The organism is Corynebacterium tuberculostearicum, assembly GCF_046097465.1.
GTDB classification, from domain to species: domain Bacteria; phylum Actinomycetota; class Actinomycetes; order Mycobacteriales; family Mycobacteriaceae; genus Corynebacterium; species Corynebacterium tuberculostearicum_I.
The window spans coordinates 227,854-251,001 of the sequence record NZ_CP175799.1 but is presented as its reverse complement, the minus strand read 5'-3'; the positions used below and the strand labels follow the sequence as shown (position 1 = coordinate 251,001).

Here is a 23,148-nt window from a genome sequence, read left to right as displayed (position 1 = left end):
CACACTTCCCGCCCGCGGCAGGGTGTGCCCGCGGGCCGAGGGGGTTATCTGACGTAAACTAATCGCCGTGTCAGATAGCCTCACTACGAATACCACCCAAGCGCGACCTGCCGCTGCCGGCTCCCGCTTCACCGCCGCCCCTGCGGGCCTGCGGTGGACCGCAATCATTGCCGGGCTGATTGGTTTCCTGTGTTTTGTAGCGACCCCGCTACTGCCGGTGACCCAAACCCAGTCCTCTTATGATTGGCCGCAGCATGATTCCGTGCAGTCCATCAACGCGCCGCTCATTTCCGTCGCCCCGGAGGACCTGAAGGCCACCATCCCTATCTCCGCAGTCGATGCACTGCGCGAGGGCCAGTCCATGGTTTACGGCACCGTCCCGCCGGAGTCCAAGAAGGCCTCCAACCGCGGCCTTTTCGTCCGCGCGAATGACGAGGGCCTGTCCGTTGTGTCCTTGGATGAGGTACTGCTTACCCTCAACGCCAAAGAGGTAGCCAAGCTCCCCAAGGACGCCACGATTGAAATTTCCGCTACGGGCGATGGCACCTCCGTGAGCGTGGGCGAGCATGAAAAGACCACCGAGGAGGATCTGCGCCCGCAGGTCACCGGCGTCTATACCGAAATCGACGAGAAGGCTGATGTGCAAGCCCTGCTTGACGACGGCCTCAATGTCCACGTCGATATCAACTCCCGCTTTACCTCGTCCCCGACGTTGCTCAAGACCATTGCCATGTGGCTGGGCATCGCCATGGTGGTCGTGTCCTTGTTCTGCCTGTGGCGCATCGACCGCCTCGATGGCCGCCGCTTCGGCTTCATGCCTGAGACGTGGAAGAAGGTACGCCCGCTCGATGGCGTGGTGGCCGCCATTTTGGGATTCTGGTACATCCTCGGCGCCAATACCTCGGATGATGGCTTCATCTTTTCCATGAGCCGCGTCTTCGATCACGCGACCTACATGGCCAATTACTACCGCTGGTACGGCGTGCCAGAGGCGCCCTTTGGCTCCCCCTATTACGACCTGGTTGCCGTACTCTCCCAGATTTCTACCGCCTCGGTCTTCGTGCGCCTGCCGGGCCTGATTTCCGGGCTCATCATCTGGTTTATCCTTTCCCGCGAGATGCTGCCGCGCTTTGGCCAGCTTGTCGACGGCCGCCGGGTCGCCCACTGGACCGCCGCGCTAATGTTCCTGGCCTTCTGGCTGCCGTATAACAACGGCACTCGCCCAGAGCCCATCGTGGCGCTCGGCGTGATGTTTACTTGGGCTTCCTTCGAGCGCGCCATTGCCACCCGCCGCCTGCTTCCGGCGGCCGTGGGCACCATCGCCGCAACCATCACTCTGGCCGCCGGCCCGACCGGCCTTTTTGCCGTAGGCGTCTTCCTCGTCAGCCTGCCGCACCTCTTCCGCGCCATGGCCGAGCGCGTGCCGTCCATGGGTGGTGGCGCCCTCGGCTGGCTTTCGCTCATTGCGCCATTCCTGAGCGCTGGCACCGCCATCATGGTCGCCGCCTTTGGCGACCAGACGCTGTCTACCGTGCTGGAGTCCACCCGCGTGCGCTCCGAGGTCGGACCCTCCCTGCCGTGGTACGCCGAGTACGCGCGCTACTCCACCCTCTTCCAGGAATCCGTGGATGGCTCGCTCACCCGCCGCTTCGCGGTCTTCACCATGCTCTTCTGCCTGGTGCTCATCGTGGCGGCCTTTATCAAGAACCGTCGCGTCGTCGGCGCTGCCGTCGGCCCGACCCAGCGCCTGCTCATCATCGTGGCGCTGTCCATGTTCTTCCTCATGTTCACCCCCACCAAGTGGACCCACCACTTTGGCATCTACGCCGGCGTGGCCGGTGTCATCGCCGCCCTCGGTGCCGTGGTGCTCTCCCAGTTCGCACTGCGTTCGCCGCGTGCTCGCACCTTCGCTATCGCTGCGGTGGTCTTCTTGCTGGCCATTTCCTTCGCCGGCTGGAACGCCTGGTGGTACGTTTCCTCCTTTGGCATCCCGTGGTGGGATCGTACGGTGCAATTCAAGGCCATCGAGGCCAATAAGGTGCTCCTCGCCATCGCGCTGGTCATCTTCGCCATCGGCATAGTGCAGTCCCTGCGCCATAGCTACCGCAAGTCCCAAGCAGAAGAGGCCGGCACCCTGGCGGAATTTGAGAAAAATGCCGCCGCTAAGGTTTCGCGCTCCGCCGGTATCATGTCCGCGCCCATCGCCTTGGCCTGTGCCATCGTGGTAGCGCTATCGTGTGCTTCCTTTGCCAAGGCCACCGTCTCGCAGGCGGATTCCTACTCCGTGGGCAAGGGAAACGTGGCCTCCCTGCGCGGCAATACCTGCGCTCTGGCGGATCAGACCATGGTGGAGACCAATACCAATGACTCCTTCCTGACCCCGGTCGAAGGCGACTTGGGCGATTCCCTGGTGGACCAGGACGAGACCCACAAGGGCTTCGATCCAAACTTCATCCCTGAATCCATCGAGCCGGAAAACCAGAATTCCGCCTCCGTAGGTGCCATCGCGGATGGCTCCAGCGACTCCTCCTCCGATAGCGCGGAGACCGCTACCTCGGGTGCGGATACCGAATCCGGCGGTAACAGCGATTCCGCTGATTCCCAGGAGACAAAGAATAAGCAAAACAAAAAGGACAAGAAGTCCAAGGAAACCACCAATACCTCGGAGGGTGGAGTACGCGGCACTGAGGGTGTCAATGGCTCTACCATGCACCTGCCGTTCAACCTGGATTACACCAAGGTCCCGGTGCTCGGCTCCTATTCCGAGGCGCAAGACTCCACCTCTGAGGTGACCACCAAGTGGTACAACCTGCCGGAGGCCAAGGACAATACTCCCGTGCTCGCCGTATCTGCAGCCGGCAATATCTACCACCACGACGTCAACGGGGTAGAGCAGGAAGGCATGAAGCTTAGCCTCGAATACGGCACCATCGATGGCTCCGGAAAGGTCACCAATACTGGCGAGGAAGAACTCTCCGCCGTCGGTGCCACGCCAAAGTGGCGCAACCTGCGCCTGCCGCTGGATAAGTTGCCAAAGGATGCCAACGTGGTGCGCCTGGTAGCAACGGATGATTCCACCGATGAGGATGACTGGCTGGCCTTTACCCCGCCGCGCGTGCCGGAGCTGGACACCATCAATAACCAGTTCTCCAAGGACACCCCGGCGCTCTTGGACTGGGCCGTAGCCCTACAGTTCCCGTGCCAGCGCACCTTTGACCACTTCGCCGGCGTCACGGAAATCCCGGAGTATCGCATCCTGCCGGATTCCTCGGCCCAGACCTCGCTGACGGACTTCCAGTCCTTCTCTGGTGGTGGTGCCATGTCCACCGCGGAGGCGGTCAACTACTCCTATGAGATCCCGAGCTACCTCAATAATGATTGGGCACGCGACTGGGGTGCCATCGAAAAGTACGAACTGCGTACCGATTCACAGGGCAATGCCCCAGTCCCAGCCGAGATTGATTATGAGGACATTACCCGTTCCGGACTGTGGAAAGACTCCGAGATGAAGATTCGCCCCGAGGGCGAGGAGTAACCTCCCCAGCGGCCGCGCCCCGATCCCGCTTCGGGGCGCGCAGGCGCCGCACGATCCAATCACCTACGAAAAAGAGCAATAGTGAAACGCCAAAGAGCGGCGCAATGATTGAGTAGGCCACCGCCCCCGCCAGCACGGCGGGGGTAATTTTTAGCTCGGGCAGGCGGCGGCGCGGTTTCTTCCACCACATCCACAGGCCCGCAATGCTCACCACGAGCAGGCCGAGGGCGAGTACCGCCAATGCAACCTGGCTATAGATTCCAAAAAGCGTACCCATGTGCAGCTGGATGAGCCACGAGGTTAGCTGTGCCGCAAGCGGCCAGTCGGCCGAATTGATGCGGTCGATGACCTCCCCGTTCGGAGTAACCGCCACGGCGTCGCTGCGTAACTTGAAGGCCGCACGAGCCTCCCGCACGCCCCACGCATCGCCGGGCTTTTCCGGTGGGGTCATTTCCAGCACTCCGGTCAAACCCTGGCTACGGGCGGTCGATTCTGCAGTTTGGGCTCCGGCGAGTTCTGCGGCACCGTGGTGTCCCGTATGCCCGGCGTGACCCGCGTGCCCGGCGTGACCCGCGTGCCCGGCGTGGTTGGCATGCTCCCCCGCCCCAGTACTAGCCCCCGCTTCTGCAACGGAGGTCGCCACGGACGGTTCCTTCCAATTAAGTTCCTCCCGCACCTTGCCAATACCTGTGCCCGCCACCAGCGACCATGTCAGGCCGGTAACGGTAAGAAAGAGGAAGCCCGGCAACAACCAGGCACCCACGCGGGCGTGCAGCGCCAGTACCGTGGAGCGCTTCTTCTTATTCCTTTGTTTACGCTTGAGCCACAGGTAGAGACCGAGGATGCTCAGCGCGCCGAGCCACGAGGCCGCAAGTTCGGCATAGAGGCGGCCAGGCTCGCCCAACCATAGGGTGCGGTGGCCATTAGAGGCCCACGTACGGAAAGGCAGCGCCCGCGAGCCGCCATATTGTTGTAGTTCGCCAGTGATGTGCAGGTCCACCGGGTCTACAAAGACGGCGTGGGTATAGCTGGAGTTGGGGGCGGTGGGGTCGTCGAAAAGCACGCGGGTGGTCTCCTGCGGGTCTTCGGAAGGCTCGACTCGAACTACGTCCCCGTCTGGGTGCTCGCGTTGGGCGGCGGCAATCTGTTCATCGAGGCTGCGCGGGCTGCCTTGCGCGGTGGCGGTTACCTCATCGTGGTAAATCCACGGTTCAAAGGTGGGTGCCAAGGCATAGAGAAACCCGCTTAATGCTGCGACTATGAGGAAGGGCGCAATGATTACGCCGGCGAATTTATGCAGGCGCGATAGCGCGCCATGAGTGGATATGGTCATGCGGAACTAGTCGCACTCCTATTGAAACTAGTTCCTTTTTAGCATGGAACCTCCAGGGAATTGTTATTTTTCTAGCTCGCCTGCCAGGAACGCGGCCGCATCCCGCACGCGCTGCCGCGCCACCGCCGGGGTGGACACGCGGTGGGTGGAAACATAATCGCGCGCGGCGGCGCCGGGCACGGAAACGCGCGCGGCAATCTCATCCTCGGTGGCGGTCTGCACGAAGGTGTGCGGACCTAACTCAGATAGGTCCGCCGGGATGTCGTATCCGGCGCGCAGCTCCTCCGGCAGATTTGCCAGGGCACCGAAGTCGGGGAAGGTGAGCAGGAGGGCGTCGGCAGGCACGAGCGCCGCCAGCGCCCCGCCGGAAGAATACCCCCAGGTAGTAACGCTAGAAGCGCCCTGCGCGCGGGCATAGTCGATGGCCTGCTGCACGGCAGTGACCATCTCCGCCACGGTGTGCTCGGGGGCGAGCGGATAATCCACGTCAATGATGGTGGTGCCGGATAGCTGCGCGGCGGCGGCTACCTCGGGGCGCCACTGCATCTCCAACGCCTGACCACTGCCGCGCCACCAGCCGCCCGAATGCAGCGAGACCGCCCACCGGCCAGTTGGCTTTGTGGGTTGGAAGATGGCGCCCATCTCAGACTCTTCTACGCTAATGCCCTCCGTGTACGCAGTGCCCGGTAGCGCATGGTCCACCGCAGTACCGAGCACCATCATTGCCGCATGGGTAATGCGATCCGGCAAGAGCGCGCAGTACTGATCCGCCTCAGGGAAGCCGCCCCCGGCCCACGGCGGGCGAAAATCCGGGGTGTCATAGTGGGCATCGATATAGGCAACGAGCTGCTCGAGCTGTTCCTTTTCCTCCATCTGGCGGTCTTGGCCGCCGATGTGCCACTCTTGGCCGGGCTCCAGCGGGCGGTGCGGGTCCTGGTTAGCATCTGCGTTAGTCATGCCACCGAGCCTACGCGCACCGCCTACCGGCTAAAAGGGCTACCAGATGGTGACGCGATCCTCCGGCGCAATATACATGGCAGAATCCTCCGCTACGTCAAAGGCCTCGTAGAACTCCGCAATATTGGCCGCGATGAGGTTGCAGCGGAACTCCGCCGGCGAGTGCGGGTCAATGGCTAGGTACTGCGTGGCCATCTCCGGACGGATGGCGGTACGCCATACGCGGGCCCAGGACAAGAAGAAGCGCTGCAGGCCGGTGTAGGTGTGCTCGGCCAGCTCTGGCTCGGCACCGTCTACCTCGAACTTCTCCTCCTTGCCCTGCAGGTCAATGCCCTTATCGGCGCAGTAGTTCTTAAAAGCCACCACAGCGATACCCAAACCGCCTAGATCACCGATATTTTCACCCAGGGTGAAGCTGCCGTTGACTCCGGTGGAGTCGATGCCGGCCTCCTTGAGCACCGTCGGTACCTGGCCATTGAACTGCTCCACCAGCTTGGCGGTGAGCTTGTCAAAGGCGGCGCGGTCCTCCTCGGACCACCAGGAGTTCAGGTTGCCCTGGCCATCAAATTGCGAGCCCTGGTCATCAAAACCGTGTCCAATCTCGTGGCCGATGACGGCACCGATGGCGCCGAAGTTTTCTGCGGCATCGGCCTCTGGGTTATAAAACGGCGGGCGCAGGATGGCGGCCGGGAAGGTGATGTCATTGACCACCGGGTTATAAAAGGCGTTGACCGTCTGCGGGGTGGTCACCCATTCATCGCGGTCGGCCGGCTTGCCAATCTTGGCCAGCTCAAAGTCGTGAGAAAAGGCGGAGCCGGCACGCGCATTAGCCAGCAGGTCTGCGCCCTGGCCAGAGACCTCGAGCCCGGAGTAATCGCGCCAGGAATCCGGGAAGCCAATCTTGGCCTTGAACTGGGAGAGCTTTTCCAGCGCGCGCTCGCGGGTGGCCGGCGTCATCCACTCCAGCTGGGAGATGCGCTCGCGGTAGGCGGCGATGAGGTAGTCCACCAGCTCATCCATCTCACGCTTGGAGGAGGCCGGGAAGTGCTTTTCCACGAATACTTGGCCAATCTCTTCGCCCACGAGGGATTCGGCCAAGCCCACGGCGCGCTTCCAGCGGTCGCGCTGCTGGGTAGCGCCGGAGAGCTTGGTGCCATAGAACTCGAAGTTCTTCGCGCCTACTTCCTCGGGCAGCATGGCCGCGCGGGAGCGCAGGATGTGCCAGGTGGCCCACAGCTGCCAATCGGCCATGCGCTCGGAGGTAAAGAGGCTCTCGAAGTGCTCGAGGTAGGACGGCATCATATTAACCACGCGGTGCTCTGGCAGGTTGCCGCCGGAGAGCAGAGCGCGGGTCATGGTGGGCAGCTCGCTAAATTCGCAGGGGTTATAGGTCTTAACCGCATCGCGGGTGGAGACCACGTCCCAATGGCCAGCGGCCAGCTCCTTTTCCAAGGCGACGATGCGATGGGCGGCTACCTCGGCGCCCAGGCCAAAGAGGCGGGCTGGGTCGAGGAATTCCAGCATCTCGGCCACGTGCTTTTCATAAGCGCTCAGCGTTTCCGCGTGGGCTTCCTCGCGGTAATAAGCCTCATCCGGCAGACCCAAGCCGGATTGGATGACATAAGCAATGGCGTCCTCGGAACCGGAGTCCTTGGACACCCAGAAGGTCACCGGGGAGCCAACGCCGGTGCGCTCAAGCTCACCCAGGCGCTGCGCCAGTTCTTCCGGGTCGGCCGCGCTCAGGCGGTCCAGATCCGCGTCCAATGGAGCCATGCCGGCCGCGTTGACTCCCTCGGTATCCATAAAGGAGGCATAGAGCTTGCCCGGGCGGCCGGTGTCCTTTTCCACGATCTCATGGACGAGTTCTTCGGCTTCGTCGCGCAGCGTGTGGAAGGTGCCATCCACGCCGCGATCATCGGGAATGACGTGGCTTTCCAGCCAGGGTCCATTGACTAGTTGATAAAGATCTTTCATGCTTGCCACTCTAGGTCAAAGCAGCAAGATAAGGTGTGGGCTATGGAATTTTATCGCTTTCCTCCAGCGCATCCGCGGCGCCTTTTCCTCGCCGTCATTGCGTTCGTGGCGGTGGTTCTCGCTCTGCCCACAATTGTGCAGGCGGCGCTGGCGGATTCCTCCGCGGACGTCGAGCAGGTCACCCTGACCGAGCCCAGCCAGGATTGGGAGATTGACGTTCCCGATCTCTACTGCGAGCGCGATTATGAATCCCTCGCCAGCATCGGCTGGACTTGCGGCGATGTCAGCGTACAGGCCACTCTCACCGAGGATGCCAAGGACGATGCCACCACCTTGCGTCGCATGGTCCGCGCCCTCGCCATGGCTTCCCTGCCGGCCGACGCCCCTATCTTCGACGGCACGAATGGAGCACTCCTGCTTGCCGACGCCCCCTCCTCCACCGCCGCCCTCTCCCTCGACGGCACCGGCGAAGACGAAAACAAGGATTGGGTGGTCACCGTGACCGGCAAGGGCGATCAGGCCCGGGCCACCGCCTCGCGCATCTGGCGCGCCTTCGGCCAAGAGGAACTGCCCGCCGATGCTAATGCAGAATTCGCTGACTTCTCCGGGGAGTTGATGTACTAGATGTCCAAGCTCTTTCGCACCACGCTGTGGATCCTCTCCGGCATTGGACTCATCGCGTTCTTGGTCCAGACGCTGAGCACTTTTTTGATCTCTCCCATGATGGGCCTGCTCAGCCTGCTCATCGCCGCCGTGCTCGTAGCGCTGGTCATCTACCTATTGCAACGCAGCCCCATGTGGGCACGCCCGGCGCGCCTGTGGGCCCTACTGGCTTTCCTTTGGGGCGGCGGTGTGGCCGTAGCCCTGGCGCTTATCAGCTCCGGTCCCGTCATGCAGCTCGCCATCGGCACCGGCTGGGTCGATGCCATGATGTCTTGGAGCGGCGCCTACCCAGAGGAAATCTCCAAGGCTACCGGCGTTATCTTCGTGCTCATGTCCTTCCGCCAGCTCAACCGCCCGTGGCATGGCTGGATGGTGGGCGCAGTGGTAGGCCTTGGTTTTGAAGCTTGCGAGAATATCCTCTACGGCGCCATGGGCGCTACCATGCACCCTGATAGCGATATCCAGGGGCTTTTTGAGATGTGGGGTCTGCGCCTAATCGCCGGCCCTGGCCTGCACGTATTGCTCACCGCACTGGCTGGTTGGGGCATCGGCTGGGCGCTCTATGCCGCCGCCAAACCGCTGTGGTGGCGCCTCGGTGTCTTCCTCGGCTGCCTAGCCGCCGCTTTCCTCCTGCACTTTTGCTGGAATTACCTGCACGATTCCGAGGTGGCCGCCATCATCCAGGCCGTCACGGTAGCGCTTATCCTCTACCCGCTGAGCATGTGGCTGGTGCTGCGCGGCAATAAGCTCGCCAGGTCCGATGAGAGCTATAGCCACAGCACTGCCGACGACGCCCTCGCCTTCGTGGACTAAAGCCACCGTTTCTCCTAGTTGCACACACGCATCGGCGTTACCTGCGCCAATGCCTGGTTCGCGCTCGCGCAGGCTTGACGCTCGTAGCTCGCTGCCGTGCGGGTGGCCTCTCGGATAGCCTGTCGCGCTGGGCCTTGCAGATGCAGATCATGCTCGATACGAGCTCCAATGGCTTGGCTAGAACCACCCGGTGCGGGAAGTGCGCTTGGGGAATTATGTACGGCGCGGGTGACATCTGCGGTATGAGTACCCGCATCACCGTAGGTATTGGCAGCGACGGTAAAACCAGGGGCGGTGGATACCGAGGCGTGGATGCGGCGATTGTCTGACCAGCCAAACTTGGTACCAATAACCCCGGGAATCCGGGAGGTACCAAAATCTTGGCGGTAGCCATCGGCAGCCACAGGGGCGGCATTAGCCATGCCGGTCATAATGGGTGCGGCAAGGGGATCGTGCTGGATACGCGAGGTAAAACGCGCTACGTCCTCGGTGGACGTAGTGGTCGTTCCCCAATACCCGGTGTAATGAGTTTCGCGCAGGCCAAACTCGTGGATGGTACTGGGGATGGCCTGCGGGTAGCGGCGATCCAAGTCGGTAGCCACATTGTCATCGCTCACACGAATCATATGCTCCACGCGGGCCTTGTCAGCCGGTGCACCGTATTTGAGGACCCAATAGCCCAAGTAGAGCTTGCTCAAAGACAGCGCGGGACGAGACTCATGGGCATTAGCGGTGGAGACAGTCGCACCAGAATCATGTCGGACGGTGATCTGGGTGCGCGCGGGCACAGCGTGCGGGTCGAGCGTGACAGCCTGGGCGGCGGGGGTGGTAACGAAGGAGAGTGCGGTGACCAAGGAACCTACCGCCAGCTTTTCATCATGAAAGTATCGTAGCCTCCCCGTGGACGCTACGCACCGGATTCTACGAGCAGCACTCCCCCGACAATGAGCACCACGCCGAGGGATTTTAGCCAGGTGAATGGCTCCTTGAACAGGAGGTATGAGGCGATAGCAGTAAGCGCAACGCCGGTAGCCGCCCAAATGCCGTAGGCTACACCCAAATCCATGCCGGCCTTGAGCACGAGCGCCAAGAACCCATAGGCGCTGACATAACACAGGGCGACGAGTACTACCCAGAAGCGACGGCCGGTTACCGCGGACATGCGCAGGCACAGCGTGCCGGAAACCTCGATAGCGGTGGCGAGGAAAAGAAGGAACCAGATCATTGCGGTGCCACCTCCACCGTTCGGTCTTCCTCCTCGTGCGGTTTCGCGCCCATTTCCACGCAGAATACGCCGGCCATAATGAGCGCGATGCCAGCGAGTTTTACTGCACCGAGCGGCTCGTCAAATAGCGCGGCGGAAAGCAGCGCGGTAGAGATGACTCCACCGGATGCCCAGAGGCCGTAGGCCACGCCCACGTTGACGCCTTCTTGCATCACGCGGTGCAGGAGCACGAAGGCGAGGATGAAGCAGAAGGCCGCCACGCCGTAGATCCAGAAATGGTCCACTGCATATTTCAGCGCGACGGTACCCACGACTTCGCTCGCGATCGCGAGAAAAAGGATGACCCAGGCCCTCACTCCATCAACTCCTGTAATTCGCGGGCGTCGATTCCGTGCTCGTGCATTTTAACGCGGCCGTTGGCGTGCGCGATGGCCTCGCGATCCCACAGTTCTGCAGCGCGGGCGGGATCGTGGGACGCGCCATCGGCGCGGACCACGCGCCACCAGGCGGTACCGGCGCCGTGGCGTTTTAACACGGTACCGACATTGCGCGCGCCGCAGCCAGCGACCTTAGCCACCTCACCATAGGAGGTGACGTTGCCGGGTGGGATTACGGCAACGACCGCCAATACGCACTTGACCAGCGGCGACTCACTCATCGCAATTACTGCGGGTCGAAGCCCAGCACGTCATCCGCTTCGGTTGGCTCCTCTTCAGGGGCGTCTTCGACCTCCGTGAGGGTGATGGTCGCACCGGTGGAATCGGCCAAGAGGCACATGCGGCCGAAGGGCGAATCCCATGGTTCACGGATGACCTCGCCGCCTAATTCCACGGCCTTCTTCGCAGCGGCGTCGATATCGCGCACACCCAAGTAGGTCTGCCAAAAGCTCGGCACCTGCGGCGGGAACTGGCCTTCGGCGTTCCACAGGCCTGCAAACGGCGCACCGTCTTCTTCCGCAGTGGCGTAAATGAAGTTCTCATCCTCGGACTGCATGGCGCGAATTTCCCAGTTGAATAGCTCGCCATAAAAGTCCATGGCGCGCTGGAAACCCGAGGTAGCGGTGAGCTCGTGCCATACCGGGGTACCGGGCTCACCAGCGGCCACAAAGTGTTCTGGGCCGGCGGGTTGGATGAGGCCGAACATGCCTCCGGCGGCGTCGGCAAGCAGGGCCATATGACCTAGCTGCACCTGCTGTGGCTGCACCAGGATGCGCCCACCCAGGCTCTCGACGCGCTGGCAATCACCCGCGATGTCCTTGGATAAGAAGTAGGTCACCCACGTATCCGGCATGGGTGCCTCTTCCGGCTGCGGAATAAGCCCGGCGATGGGCAGGCCCTGCAGGCGCGCCATCTGATAGGGCTTTTCCTCTGCGGACTCGGCGGAAACCTCCCAGCCCAGTACCTGCTCGTAAAAGTGTGCGGACTTGCGCGGATCCGAGGTGGTCAGGTCAATCCAGTAGGGCATGCCCACTTCAGCTTCGAATGCTGGCATCTACATATTCCTCCACTTTTCCGGGTCGAAGTCATCGTCGGCCGTTGCTTCATCGAAGTAATCATCGTCATCGTCCGGCTCGCCCACCCGCGCGCAGGCATCCTCAATGCACACCTCATCGCCCGGGTGGAGCATGGCACCCCGGCGCGTCTCGGGCTCGCCATTGACAGTAACCACGCCTGCCGCGATGAGTTCCTTGGCCTCGCCGCCGGTAGCCACCAAGCTGGCCAGCTTGATGAACTGGCCCAATTTGATGGAGTCGCCGTTGATAGGAATGTCTAGCATGCCGCCCAGCTTACCCAGCCCGCGCGCGGCTATAGCTACGGGTGGGCGATATGGAAGAAATCCAGGACCGTATCGGTAGTCCACTCCGCCCTGACCAGGCCGGAATGGTCCGTGGCCCCGCCATTCCACGTGTGCGTGCCGCCGTGGATGGTGTATTGCTCGGTGCGCGCATCACATACCCGCCAGGTGAAGTGCTCTACTGCTTCTTTCCGACGCCTCTTTGGAAACGGATTACACCCATTCTCCCTGGCAATCCCGCGCAGCGATTGTTTGACCGAGTGGTAATGCGCACCATGCTGGCGCCCACCGCTATATTTCATCAACACGTCCTCGGTGCCGTGGATATCCAGGTAATCGGTAGGCTCGCTGGCGCAGTCTTTTTCCACGCGGTCATACTTGGCCGCCGAGACCGTGGCCACCGCATCAAATAACCCCGGCCGCTTGCAGGTCACCGCGCGAGCGAATCCACCACCATTGGAAAAGCCCACGCCGTAGGTGGTGTCCGTGGCAGGATAGTGGCGCCGGACGAAATCGATGGTGTCATCGACGTATTTGAGGTCATCTTCCAAGCTGGTTACCGCATACGGCGCCGGTGCCCACGCCTTACCCGCACCCTGGACGAACACGGTAATGGCATCGCCCTGGGATAAGTCAGTGCCTTTAAACATATTGCCGGCATCCATTTCATAGCCGTGCATAGCCACGACCACGGGCAAGCGATGGTGCTTGTCGGCATTAAACGGCACATGCACCACAAAACTGCGGTTATTTTGCAGGTTAATGATCTGGTAGCGGCCATTGGCCGTTGTGCCTTGGTCCGGCAACGTAGTGATATAACCATCGGCCGCACCTTGGGATTCATTCGGCACGCTTCCCGGCAGCGGCGGCTCGTCCTCGCACCCGGCCATGAGCCCGGCGGCCGCGCATAGCCCAGCGCACAGGGCCAATGTCTTCTTGCCTACCTTAATCACTAGCGCGCAGCTTCACCGCCGTGCCGGTAGCCGTGACCATCAGCATGTCATTCGACGTCCCCATGGGCGAATAATCGAAGGCGATGCCCACCACACCATCGGCCCCGAGCTCCTGCCCGCGGCGCCACAGCTCATCAAGTGCCGCCTCGCGCGCCTTGATGGCCTCGCTCTCGTACCCGGCGGAGCGCCCACCGGTGATATTGCGGATGGATGCCCCGAAATCCTTTAGCATATTGATACCGATGACCGTTTCCCCGGCAATAATGCGGATATAATCCGTAATCTCATAGCCGTCGACGGTACTGGTAGTGGTAAAAATCATGGCCCCAGATTACATGGCTATAAGCCCACGCACTCCCTCGAAAAGAATGATGACACCCAGCAGAAGGAAGACCACGCCGCTGACAATATCCACCCAGGCGGAGTTCTTAGCCATCCACTTCGATACCGCGCGGGTACTCAAGGCCACGCCGACAAAAAGCACGAGGCTTTCCAGAATCAATACGGCACCCACCATGAGATTGGCGCCGATGCCCATGCCGGGATCAATGAAATTGGCAAAGATGGCGCCGAAAAAAATGACCACCTTCGGGTTCGAAAGATCGCAGATAAACCCCATGCGATAGGCGGTGCCCGCCTTGATGATGCCGTCCGGCGTAAACCCGCGCGGCTGCGGGGCGCGGGTTTCGGTGCCCACGACGGTTGCGGGCGCGCGACGCTCCTTGATGCCACCGGTAATGGCAGTATAGGCCATCCACAGCAGGTAACAGCCACCGAGAACCTGCAGCGCCACGAGGATGCCAGGGTGCGCGGAAATCAGCGCGGACAGTCCCGCCAAGGAGGCCACAGTCCAAATGGTAAGGCCGGTGGTACTACCAAGCGCCGCCCATACGGCTGCGCGCGTAGAACGCGCACCTAAGCGAATGATTTGCACTACGTCTGGCCCCGGCGAGGCCATCGCCGCGAACCACACGCCCATCAAGGTCACGAGGGCGCTAATAGCCACCTAACACCTCCATACTCGCATGCTATTGGATTAACGCATGCCACTATAAGGGCCCTCTCACCTGCAGCGAAACAGGTAAGTTCTGTGATTTAGGTAGCTCCTATATCAGTTCTTTTATGGAAATCCGCCACCTGCACTAACCGAAGAGCTCGATAGCGCCCTCGACGGCCATAACGAGTCCCAGCACCGCAAAGATGAGACCGGAAACGATATCGATGGCCGCGGAATGATGCGCAATCCAGCGCGATGCCGCGCGCACAATGAGCGCAAAGGTAGAAAACCACACCAAGGACATCACCAGCAGGATGGCCGCCACCGCGATGGTCCATGCGGCCGACATATCGGGGCGAATAAACTGCGCGAAAACCGCACCAAAAAAGACGAGTGCTTTCGGATTGGACAGGTTCGTGACCACCCCGAGCTTATAAGCGCGCCACACGGTCATGTCATCGATGCTGCCGGCCGCAATGGCCTGTTCCGTGTAATTCTCAGTGCCCGCCACCACGGTAGGTACGCGGCGGACGTAAAGCCGGAACGAATCTAAGACACGCCCGTATAGACAAGAAAAGCCCGCCAATGAGTTGCAGCGCACCCAACACACTAGGCCGTGCAGTGATCACCGCGGAGCGCCAGCCAAGGATGCCGTCACCCAAAACTCTGTGCCGCTGCACACCCCAACGCACACATCAACCCGGCGCGGGTCGCCCGCGGGGTCACACGGATGACTTGAACCAAGTGGAATTTCGTTTCAATGCAACGTCTGGGGGTAGGAAATGAATTCTGCAACCGCGACCCGCAAGTCCCAGCGTTCGACGATTGTAGAGGTATTATTGACGCGCTTACGAGAGGCGCGGGAGTTGGCGGGGTAGTTCGCAGAAGAGTTTAAGTGAGTTAATTCTGGCGCTGGTTGGGTGTCCAGCTTCGAGGTGAATGTGAAGATCATACCCGACCAGGCTCACTGTGAATTTCTCATTCTGAATGCCTCCATTGATGCCGGAGGGCGCAGCACTGAGGATAGCGCGTTTGTGGGGGGTCGGTGTACTCGGCTGTGGGATTCTCCCCAATTTCGACACAATTATTTAGCCACTGCCCTAAGCAGTACCGGTGACAATTGCACCTCGGCTGTCAACAACAAAAATTCCGGTCTCGGACTTTTATGGCAGGAACCAGGCCCACCGACTCAGTTATGAACGTCGTACCTGTGTACTCCTTGCTCTTTACAGCCTCGAAGTCCCTATCAACCTGGAGTTCCCACCCTTGGTTACGACGGAGTGGACGCGGGATGCGCCGGAGACGTGACTGGTGACAGCGTGGCCGTAGGGAGGGTCGTCGATCAACGTCAGACCACGTGTGTCGGCCCCTCGGGGATCTCTGCGACTATGCGTCAGATGCAACTATGGCCCCCACTCCCCTCGGTCGCCTTGCGTGGTCCTGATAGCCCTGCGAAGGTGCGATGCAATGTCTTTCGTGTTCGAGCGTAGCCAGTAGAAATGCAACGTCACCAATGGTGGCAAATCGCGAATAGATTACAGGTGAACACGCTAGTTCCGATTCCCCCGTCAAGTAACCATCCTTAGTGCTATTTCCAGTAATGTGACATTCAGGAGTTGAGTTTTTGAATAGTGCAGCTTTGAGGCTGCAGCCGCTTGACCGAAACTCATGGACTAAGGAGATAACTACCGGATGGTTGCTGAGCAGAGAGACCTGATGGATGCTGAGCAGAGAGAAGTGTTCCGCGCGATCGCCCGATGCCCAATTGCCGACGAGATTTTAAACCATCTTCTGGACCCCAAGTCTGGTAACGACGGCCTAAGTAAGGAAGCCCGCGCCTGTCGCGATATCTGTAGCTATCAGCAGAATGAAATTAGCAAAATTACAGAAAAATATGGTTCTGAATATCAAGTTGAGTTCAGCAAGGAAACGTTCCATATGCCTGAGCCGTGGAACGGAAATCTAGGAGAGGCTGAAATTCTATTCGTCAGCTCAAACCCGAGCTTCGACATTCTCGAGACGACAGGGGCGCTTGCTAAGAAGAAACCAGAAATCACGGGGAGTTCAGAAGAGGCCGAGGTCGTTCCGAAGTTCCAGAGTAAAGACTGGCCCGACGACCGCGTTGAGGATTTTTTCGTCGAACGCTTCTCTCGAAAGCAATATAGGAACAATTATTGGCGCAATATCCTCAAGTACGCTGGGTACATCCTCGGCAAGACCGACTCCGTCAAATTGATTGAAGACGAAGCTATAAAGAATGAGATCGCCAAAAAGATTGCGATCACAGAAGTTGTGCATTGCAAGTCTCCGGGGGAAGAAGGGGTAGAAGAAGCCAGAAGTACGTGCTTTGATGAGCACACTAAGAAGGTCATTGACGCGTATTTGGTGGCAAGGTCGCGCGCTGGGAAACCCGGGACAGTCGTGTTTGTTGGGAAACATAGTCGTGATATTGTCTGCGGCACAAGCTTTCGAGACGAATTAAACAAATGGCTTGAAAAGGCGTCTCTTTTATTTATACCGGGCCCCAACGGAAGAACCTGGAAATTGCCGAAAGCGCCTGATTGGAAAGTAGACAAAGGTGTGCTCTACCCCAAAAGCAAAACCCAAAATGTTCTAAAAGACACAGACCGTCAGGAGTTGATCGACGACCAACGCATTCAGCATGTTTAAAGGGGAGCGGTGCTGGAAGTATTGGAGACGCAGTGGAGAGTTGTCGGGCATCAACTGTCTCCTAGCGACCCTGATTCGCTTTACATAAGCGAAGCAGCAACCTAAACATGACGCAAGTAGCAAACGCATCGAGGAATCGAAACCAAGGCAAAGCTCGCGCTGCGGGTGCTCCTCGTCAAGGTGTGCTTTGTAAACGCACCCCGTAGTGGCTGTCGTAATTGAGTCCTCCGGTTCGATGCCGTGTTTTCAGCGCTTCGTCGGACCTCGATGTCAGACGGCATTTCTGGGGGCCTCGCGGATCGCACGCGAACGTGCCCACCCGTGAGAGGCGGCGTACGCATCAAGGTTTGAGATTTCGCTTGGGGAGAGACGAATAGAGATAACTTGCGCTGCTTCCTCATCTCGTGGTTTCCGTCCGCGCTTTCGCAATACGTCCACGTCGTAGCCCGCTTCGGCCTCAGTTACCCATGCATCGATTTGATCTCCGCTTACCGGCTATCCATTTATCGTCTTCATGCGTTCATCGTAATACGGAATTAGAAATTGTCCTTCGGCAATACGTCACCCGCCACTTGAACTCGGTGGAGTTCAAATTAAACGTGTAACGCGGGGCGTTGATGACGCTTCGCGTTATTGGGGGTAGGTTGAAGCGCGGCCTGTTCGTTCGCCGACGCGGCCGCCGCCGGATTCTCGGCGGCGATTCCGGCCCGAACCTCGGGGACATCCCCCATCTTCGATAGCTTTAGTGAGCACGACCATCTGATCTGGTGCGCTGGTTTTCGTTCGGCTCTCGGTCTATTCCGCCACCTCATGCGCGGCCGCGAAACCGCGGTGAAGAATCTGCATCTAGTCGGTTACGGCAACTGGAACGGCGAGGGCTCGTCAATGCTGATGAGGGTGGGGTCCTTTGTCAAACACACTCCCCAGGTAGTCACGGGCTGTGTCGATGAGACTCGGCAGCACTCCGAATGGATGTCCGCGGTATCAAGGCCGCTGAACTATTCAAGTTGCGGGACGAAAAGAGTCTCGCAGTGACGCTTGGTCCCTGCGCAAGTTCGATCCTTCCGCGATCTGCGCTGGAGACGCCGAGCACTCGGGGGCTCTTGACCGGCTGGGGCACGTGTCGGGTGGTGGCTCGCCCACAGCTCCCGTGCCCACCCGCACCGAGAAGGGACAGGTCACCGAGTACGATCCCGATTCCACGGAGACGGACCGTGAACTCGAATGACGTGCCTGGCCCAAGGTGTGTCCGCTCGGCGTGTGGTTTAACCCTTATGAGACTTGCCGGTCACAGCCTCAGCGCTTCGCTTGCGCAGCCCGCAGGCCGTTCAAGATCACGATCACTTCGGCGACCTCGTGAACCAACACGACGGCGGCCAGGCCTAGCACGCCGCTGATCGCCAGTGGCATCAACACGATGATGATGGCCAGAGACAGCACGATGTTCTGGTTGATGATCCGGCTTCCTCGGCGGGCGTGCTGCAGCGCCTTCGGGATTAGCCGGAGGTCGTGGCCGGTGAAGGCGACGTCAGCGGACTCGATCGCGGCGTCAGAGCCGGTCGCTCCCATCGCTATGCCCACCGTCGCGCCCGCCAGTGCCGGCGCGTCGTTGATGCCGTCGCCGATCATCGCCGTCGGCGTCTTGGAGGAGAAATCGGCGACGATGCTTGCCTTGTCCTCAGGGCGCAGCTCGGCGCGCACGTCGTCGATTCCGGCGATTCCAGCCAGCGCCCGGGCGGTGCGAGTGTTGTCGCCGGTGAGCATGCTTACTTCCACGTCGTTGGCGTGCAGGGCCTGCACGGCTTCGGGCACCTCGGGCCGCAACTCGTCGCGGACCCCGATCGCCCCGGCGAGAGCGTCATCGACGGTGACCAGGACGCAGGTCTGGCCCTCGGACTCCATGCGCTCAACGTCCGCTTTCAGTGGCCCGGCGTCGATCCATCGGGGGCTGCCCACCAGCACCCGTCGGCCTTCGACGGTGCCGCCGATGCCATGCCCAGCTTCCTCACTGATGTCCGAGGCAGTGGGCGCTTCGGACCCCGCTGCCGCGATCGCCGCGGCGAGGGGGTGCGTCGATTGCTGCTCAACTGCTGCCGCGAAGGAAAGCACCTGCGTCCGATCGAATCCGTCTGCCGGGACCACTCCGGTAACCTCAGGCTGGTTGCGGGTAAGGGTTCCGGTTTTGTCCACTGCCAGGTGACGGATACTGCCGAGTCGCTCGAACACCGCGCCGGACTTGATGACCACTCCGAACTGGCTGGCCGCGCCGATCGCGGCCACGACCGTCAGCGGCACGGAGATTGCCAGCGCGCACGGCGACGCTGCGACCAGGACTACCAGCGCACGGGTGATCCACGTCTCAGGGTCGCCCAGCAGTGAGCCGATAACGCCGACCAGCACCGCCAGGATCATCACCCCGGGCACTAGGGGTTGGGCAATCCGGTCGGCGATCCGGGCGCGGTCGCCCTTTTCCGCCTGCGCTTGCTCGACTAGGTCCACGAGTGTGGTCAGCGAGTTGTCCGTCCCAGCTGCGGTCGTCTCGACCTCCAGCACCCCGGCGGAGTTGATCGCTCCCGCAGGCACTTCGTCGCCGGGCGCAACCTCCTCCGGAATGGATTCTCCGGTGATCGCTGAGGTGTCAAGGCTGGAGCGCCCGGATCGAATGATGCCGTCCGTGGCGATCCGCTCCCCGGGGCGCACGAGCATTAGCTCGCCAACCTCGAGGTCCTTCGCTACGACCTCGGCCGCTGTGCCGTCGCGCAGCACCGTCGCGGTCTGCGGTACCAGCTTCAACAGTGCCCGCAGTCCGCCTTGGGCCCGATCCATCGCCTTGTCTTCCAGTGCCTCGGCGATCGAGTACAGGAACGCTAGCGCCGCGGCCTCTCCGACGAATCCGAGGATCACCGCGCCGACCGCGCTGATCGTCATTAGCAAGCCAATGCCGAGCTTGCGCTTCGTGACAAGGTTCCGGATCGCTCCAGGCGCGAACGTGTAAGCGCCCAACAGCAGGCCAACCCAATACAGTACCGTCGCGGGCGTCTCCAAGTCGGACCAGTCCAGCGCCAGTCCTGTTATGAGGGCTACCCCGGAGAAGATCGGCAGCAGTAGCTCAGGGTCCTTCCACCATGGCCGATCGAGCTCGTCAATCTCCGTGACGGGTTCGTGTTCGCATCCACATGCTGAACTCATGCGTCCGCTCCTTTCTCGCCGCAGTCGGGCACCGAGCACTCAGTGTCGATGCAGGGGGCATTCTCGTCGACGGCCAGCGTCGCGTGGACCAGCGCTTCGAGCGCTGCCGCGAGGTGGGGATCGGCGATTTCGTAGCGGGTCTTGCGGCCCTCCGGCTCAGCGACGACAATGCCACAATCGCGCAGGCAGGACAGGTGGTTCGAGACGTTCGAGCGGGTCAGATCCAAGCTTTGCGCGAGCACGGCCGGGTAGCTCGGACCGTCTAGTAGGGTTAGCAGGATTCGGGAGCGCGTCGGATCAGCCATGGCCCGGCCGAGCCGGTTCATGACGTCGAGGCGCGAAGCAATAGTCAGCATGCGCTGAATTATACAGTATGCGATGAACTATTTAAAAGGGGCTGAACTAACAGTCACGCGAAAGTCCTGCCACCTGCAAGAATTAGTCGATGGGATAGCCGATGACTGGTCTTTCGCGGTTCGGCTGCCAACCCAACGCCGGGGGCGACGCGGGCGGCGAAGTTCTCCAGAATCTTCACGTGGATGTCCACACCCACCCCTGTGGGGATGGTGATGAACAGGGTGTCGGCGGACATGACGGCGGCGTAGGTGCGGCCAGCGACACTGACACCAGGTTCTCCATCAAGGGCTAGACACTCACGGACATTGCGTACGAGTCGAACCACACGTAGCGAAGCTTTCTAATAGCCAAATGACTAACTTTTTTCGCTGGTATCCAGGAATGATACTTCCTTGAAGTCGGCAGTGTTGGCTACCCCGCGTACGAAGTACTGGAACTGCTGCTTGGAAACCACTTTGCTCCATGAAGCCATAGCCTTCAAGCTACATCGCAGGAAAATTCCATTTCACGGTCGGTATGGGCCTTTTGCAGTTGGTTAATTCGAAATTCGTCCACCATCTCCTTAGCCACCCGCACGATTAACGCGGTGTTTCGCCATCTTCTCTCGAAGCGAGCAGCTCCTTTAGGTGCTTATCTATGTCGTCGAGTTTTTTAATAACGGCCAAGGCAGCAATGACCATCGCGATAAGAATTAGCATCCACAGGCTCCTTTTCTCTGACGCTTCGATTCACTGGGGCAATCGCTTGCCAGGGTATTAAACCATGGCTCTTACCTAGACGTTAGGGAGACGGTGGGAACAAGGGGACGTCGGCAAGCAAAAGCGCCGCGCCCCAGGGAAGGGAAACGCGGCGCTAGAGCAATCCGGCGGGAGGCTGCTTAGTGGTCAGCGCCCTGGATGGAGTGCTTGTGATCGCGGACTGCCTCGCCCTCAGCGTAGAGCGGCATATCCTGCTTAGCCTTGTACCACTCGGCGTGGTTTGGCTCGAGCGGGGTACGGCCGGCGATGAGGTCAGCGGCCTTCTCGCCCACCATCATGGTTGGGGCGTAGATATTGCCGTTGGTCACGGATGGGAAGACGGAGGCATCCGCAATGTAGAGGCCTTCGACGCCCCACACGCCCATGGTGTCTGGGTTAACCACGGCCATCGGGTCAGACTCTGCGCCCATCTTGGCGGTGCAGGATGGGTGCAGCGCGGTCTCGCCATCGTTGCGGACCCACTCCAGGATCTCCTCGTCGGTCTGGACATCCGGGCCCGGGCTGAACTCGCGGGCGCCTATCTCTTCCATGGCCTTGGTATCCAGCAGGGAGCGGGCAACGCGTACGGCCTCAACCCACTCGCGGCGGTCCTGGTCGGTCTTCAGGTAGTTGAAGAGGATGGACGGCTTGTCGTGGATATCGGCGCTCTTGATGTGAACGTGGCCCTTGGTATCGGAGAACATCGGGCCCACGTGCCACTGGAAGCCGTGCTTGACGTCCGCCTTCTGGCCGTCGTAACGCACGGCCATCGGCAAGAAGTGGAACATGAGGTTCGGGTAGTCCTCGTTCTCATTGGAGCGCACGAAGCCGCCACCTTCAAAGTGGGAGGTAGCAACTGGACCCTTGTGGGTCAGCAGCCACTGCAGACCCATGAACGGCCAGCGCCACTTATCCAGGTAAGGCTGGGAGGAAGCGGTGGACTTGGTGGTCTCATACTGGATGTAGACCTCGAGGTGGTCCTGCAGGTTCTCGCCCACACCTGGCAGGTGCTTGACGACGTCGATGCCGTGCTTCTCCAGAATCTCGCGGTCACCAATGCCGGAGATTTCCAGCAGCTGCGGGGTGTTAATGGCACCGGCGGACAGCACGATCTTCTCGGCGTAGACGCGGTGAACGCCGCCCTGCCACTCGTACTCGACGCCGACGGCCTTCTGGCCCTCGAAGAGGATCTTGGTGGTGAAAGCGCGGGTGCGGATCTCGAGGTTCTCGCGATCCATGTTGGGGTACAGGTAGGCGCGGGCAGCGGACCAACGCTTGCCGTTCTTAATATTGCGATCGAACGGAGCGAAGCCTTCCTGGCGGTAACCATTGACGTCATTGGTCAGGTTGTAGCCGGCTTCCTGCACAGACTTGAACAGGGCCTGGAAAAGCTCGGAGGTAGCCGGACCGCGGGAGAGGTACAGCGGGCCATCGTGGCCACGGCGAGGATCGTTTGGCTCAGCCGCAGCGGCGGTTTCCATGCGGTTGAAGTACGGCAGGCAGTGGGCGAAGTCCCAGTTCTCCATGCCCGGGTTCTGACCCCACTTCTCATAGTCCATCGGGTTACCGCGCTGGTAGATCATGCCGTTGATGGAGGAAGATCCGCCAAGAACCTTGCCGCGAGCATGGTAGACACGGCGGCCGTTCATCTCTGGCTCTGGATCGGACTCATACATCCAGTCATAGTTCTTTGCGCCGATTGGGAAAGAGAAGCCGGATGGCATGTGAATGAACAGATCCCACAGGGAATCTGGGCGGCCAGCCTCAAGGACCAGCACGCGGGTGTTCTTGTCTTCGGTCAGGCGTGCGGCGATGACGGAGCCTGCGGAGCCACCGCCAACGACGACTACGTCGCTTACTTCATCGGTGACCTTTTTAGCGGAACGCTTCTTGGTCAGCTTGTCCATAAAACCCATAAATCCCCTTCTTTCTGTGAAATATTTCACACGTC

Annotated in this window: 21 protein-coding genes; 4 read left to right on the top strand and 17 right to left on the bottom strand. The window is 60.6% G+C overall.

All coding sequences use genetic code 11. From position 1 onward, the window contains the following. Positions 1 to 67 precede the first annotated feature (67 nt). On the top strand, positions 68 to 3,535 hold the full coding sequence (locus ACKFRX_RS01120) for an arabinosyltransferase domain-containing protein (RefSeq protein ID WP_408928009.1): 3,468 nt from the start codon (positions 68 to 70) through the stop codon (positions 3,533 to 3,535). On the opposite strand, the gene ACKFRX_RS01115 is transcribed toward ACKFRX_RS01120, so the two are convergent. From ACKFRX_RS01115 to ACKFRX_RS01105, 3 genes are all read right to left on the bottom strand, one after another. Then, the gene (locus ACKFRX_RS01115) at positions 3,474 to 4,868 is read right to left on the bottom strand and encodes a PepSY-associated TM helix domain-containing protein (protein WP_408928008.1); all 1,395 of its coding nucleotides are present in this window, start codon (positions 4,866 to 4,868) and stop codon (positions 3,474 to 3,476) included. The genes ACKFRX_RS01120 and ACKFRX_RS01115 overlap by 62 nt on opposite strands. Positions 4,869 to 4,931: 63 nt before the next feature. Next, entirely contained in the window at positions 4,932 to 5,825 is an 894-nt protein-coding gene (locus ACKFRX_RS01110) for an alpha/beta hydrolase (RefSeq protein WP_408928007.1), read from the bottom strand. Positions 5,826 to 5,864: 39 nt separating this feature from the next. Continuing rightward, entirely contained in the window at positions 5,865 to 7,799 is a 1,935-nt protein-coding gene (locus ACKFRX_RS01105; RefSeq protein ID WP_408928006.1) for a M13 family metallopeptidase, read from the bottom strand. Positions 7,800 to 7,841: 42 nt separating this feature from the next. On the opposite strand from ACKFRX_RS01105, the gene ACKFRX_RS01100 reads away from it, so the two are divergent. After that, positions 7,842 to 8,423, top strand: coding sequence for a hypothetical protein (locus ACKFRX_RS01100; RefSeq protein WP_408928005.1), 582 nt, complete (start codon positions 7,842 to 7,844; stop codon positions 8,421 to 8,423). Beyond that, complete coding sequence (locus ACKFRX_RS01095; protein ID WP_408928004.1) at positions 8,424 to 9,275, top strand: PrsW family intramembrane metalloprotease; 852 nt, start codon at positions 8,424 to 8,426, stop codon at positions 9,273 to 9,275. 14 nt (positions 9,276 to 9,289) lie between these two features. Here the strand turns inward: ACKFRX_RS01095 and ACKFRX_RS01090 are convergent, their stop codons facing one another. The 10 genes from ACKFRX_RS01090 to ACKFRX_RS01045 all read right to left on the bottom strand — a co-directional run bounded on the left by ACKFRX_RS01090 (position 9,290) and on the right by ACKFRX_RS01045 (position 14,758). Next, the gene (locus ACKFRX_RS01090; RefSeq protein ID WP_408928003.1) at positions 9,290 to 10,129 is read right to left on the bottom strand and encodes a hypothetical protein; all 840 of its coding nucleotides are present in this window, start codon (positions 10,127 to 10,129) and stop codon (positions 9,290 to 9,292) included. A 53-nt stretch (positions 10,130 to 10,182) separates the two neighbouring features. Then, entirely contained in the window at positions 10,183 to 10,500 is a 318-nt protein-coding gene (locus ACKFRX_RS01085; RefSeq protein ID WP_408928002.1) for a DMT family transporter, read from the bottom strand. Next, on the bottom strand, positions 10,497 to 10,856 hold the full coding sequence (locus tag ACKFRX_RS01080; RefSeq protein WP_408928001.1) for a DMT family transporter: 360 nt from the start codon (positions 10,854 to 10,856) through the stop codon (positions 10,497 to 10,499). Before ACKFRX_RS01080 ends, ACKFRX_RS01085 begins: the two co-directional genes overlap by 4 nt. After that, on the bottom strand, positions 10,853 to 11,158 hold the full coding sequence (locus ACKFRX_RS01075) for an MGMT family protein (RefSeq protein ID WP_394286946.1): 306 nt from the start codon (positions 11,156 to 11,158) through the stop codon (positions 10,853 to 10,855). Before ACKFRX_RS01075 ends, ACKFRX_RS01080 begins: the two co-directional genes overlap by 4 nt. A 5-nt stretch (positions 11,159 to 11,163) precedes the next feature. Continuing rightward, entirely contained in the window at positions 11,164 to 11,991 is an 828-nt protein-coding gene (locus ACKFRX_RS01070) for a VOC family protein (RefSeq protein ID WP_408928000.1), read from the bottom strand. Beyond that, a complete protein-coding gene (locus ACKFRX_RS01065) occupies positions 11,992 to 12,276 on the bottom strand; it encodes an RNA-binding S4 domain-containing protein (protein WP_408927999.1) in 285 nt (94 codons plus the stop codon). 35 nt (positions 12,277 to 12,311) lie between these two features. Next, the gene (locus ACKFRX_RS01060; RefSeq protein ID WP_408927998.1) at positions 12,312 to 13,247 is read right to left on the bottom strand and encodes an alpha/beta hydrolase family esterase; all 936 of its coding nucleotides are present in this window, start codon (positions 13,245 to 13,247) and stop codon (positions 12,312 to 12,314) included. Further along, the gene (locus ACKFRX_RS01055) at positions 13,240 to 13,569 is read right to left on the bottom strand and encodes a YbjQ family protein (protein ID WP_408927997.1); all 330 of its coding nucleotides are present in this window, start codon (positions 13,567 to 13,569) and stop codon (positions 13,240 to 13,242) included. The genes ACKFRX_RS01060 and ACKFRX_RS01055 overlap by 8 nt, the downstream gene beginning before the upstream one ends. 9 nt (positions 13,570 to 13,578) lie before the next feature. After that, positions 13,579 to 14,253 carry a LysE family translocator gene (locus ACKFRX_RS01050; protein WP_005323229.1) on the bottom strand — a complete coding sequence of 225 codons (675 nt, stop codon included), beginning with the start codon at positions 14,251 to 14,253 and terminating at the stop codon, positions 13,579 to 13,581. Positions 14,254 to 14,389: 136 nt separating this feature from the next. Next, positions 14,390 to 14,758: a LysE family translocator gene (locus tag ACKFRX_RS01045; RefSeq protein WP_408927996.1), complete on the bottom strand. Its 369-nt coding sequence runs from the start codon at positions 14,756 to 14,758 to the stop codon at positions 14,390 to 14,392. Between the two features lie 1,178 nt (positions 14,759 to 15,936). Between ACKFRX_RS01045 and ACKFRX_RS01040 the strand changes: the two genes are divergently transcribed. Continuing rightward, positions 15,937 to 16,914, top strand: a complete 978-nt coding sequence (locus ACKFRX_RS01040) for a hypothetical protein (protein WP_408927995.1) — start codon at positions 15,937 to 15,939, stop codon at positions 16,912 to 16,914. A gap of 1,296 nt (positions 16,915 to 18,210) precedes the next feature. Here ACKFRX_RS01040 and ACKFRX_RS01035 read toward each other — a convergent pair. From ACKFRX_RS01035 to betA, 4 genes are all read right to left on the bottom strand, one after another. Further along, entirely contained in the window at positions 18,211 to 20,103 is a 1,893-nt protein-coding gene (locus tag ACKFRX_RS01035) for a heavy metal translocating P-type ATPase (protein ID WP_408927994.1), read from the bottom strand. After that, positions 20,100 to 20,459 (bottom strand): helix-turn-helix transcriptional regulator, encoded by a 360-nt coding sequence (locus ACKFRX_RS01030; protein WP_086588587.1) that lies wholly within the window; start codon positions 20,457 to 20,459, stop codon positions 20,100 to 20,102. Before ACKFRX_RS01030 ends, ACKFRX_RS01035 begins: the two co-directional genes overlap by 4 nt. A 579-nt stretch (positions 20,460 to 21,038) precedes the next feature. Beyond that, positions 21,039 to 21,158 (bottom strand): chemotaxis protein, encoded by a 120-nt coding sequence (locus tag ACKFRX_RS01025; RefSeq protein ID WP_086588586.1) that lies wholly within the window; start codon positions 21,156 to 21,158, stop codon positions 21,039 to 21,041. 179 nt (positions 21,159 to 21,337) lie between these two features. After that, a complete protein-coding gene (betA, locus tag ACKFRX_RS01020; RefSeq protein WP_284788328.1) occupies positions 21,338 to 23,113 on the bottom strand; it encodes a choline dehydrogenase in 1,776 nt (591 codons plus the stop codon). Positions 23,114 to 23,148: the final 35 nt, after the last annotated feature.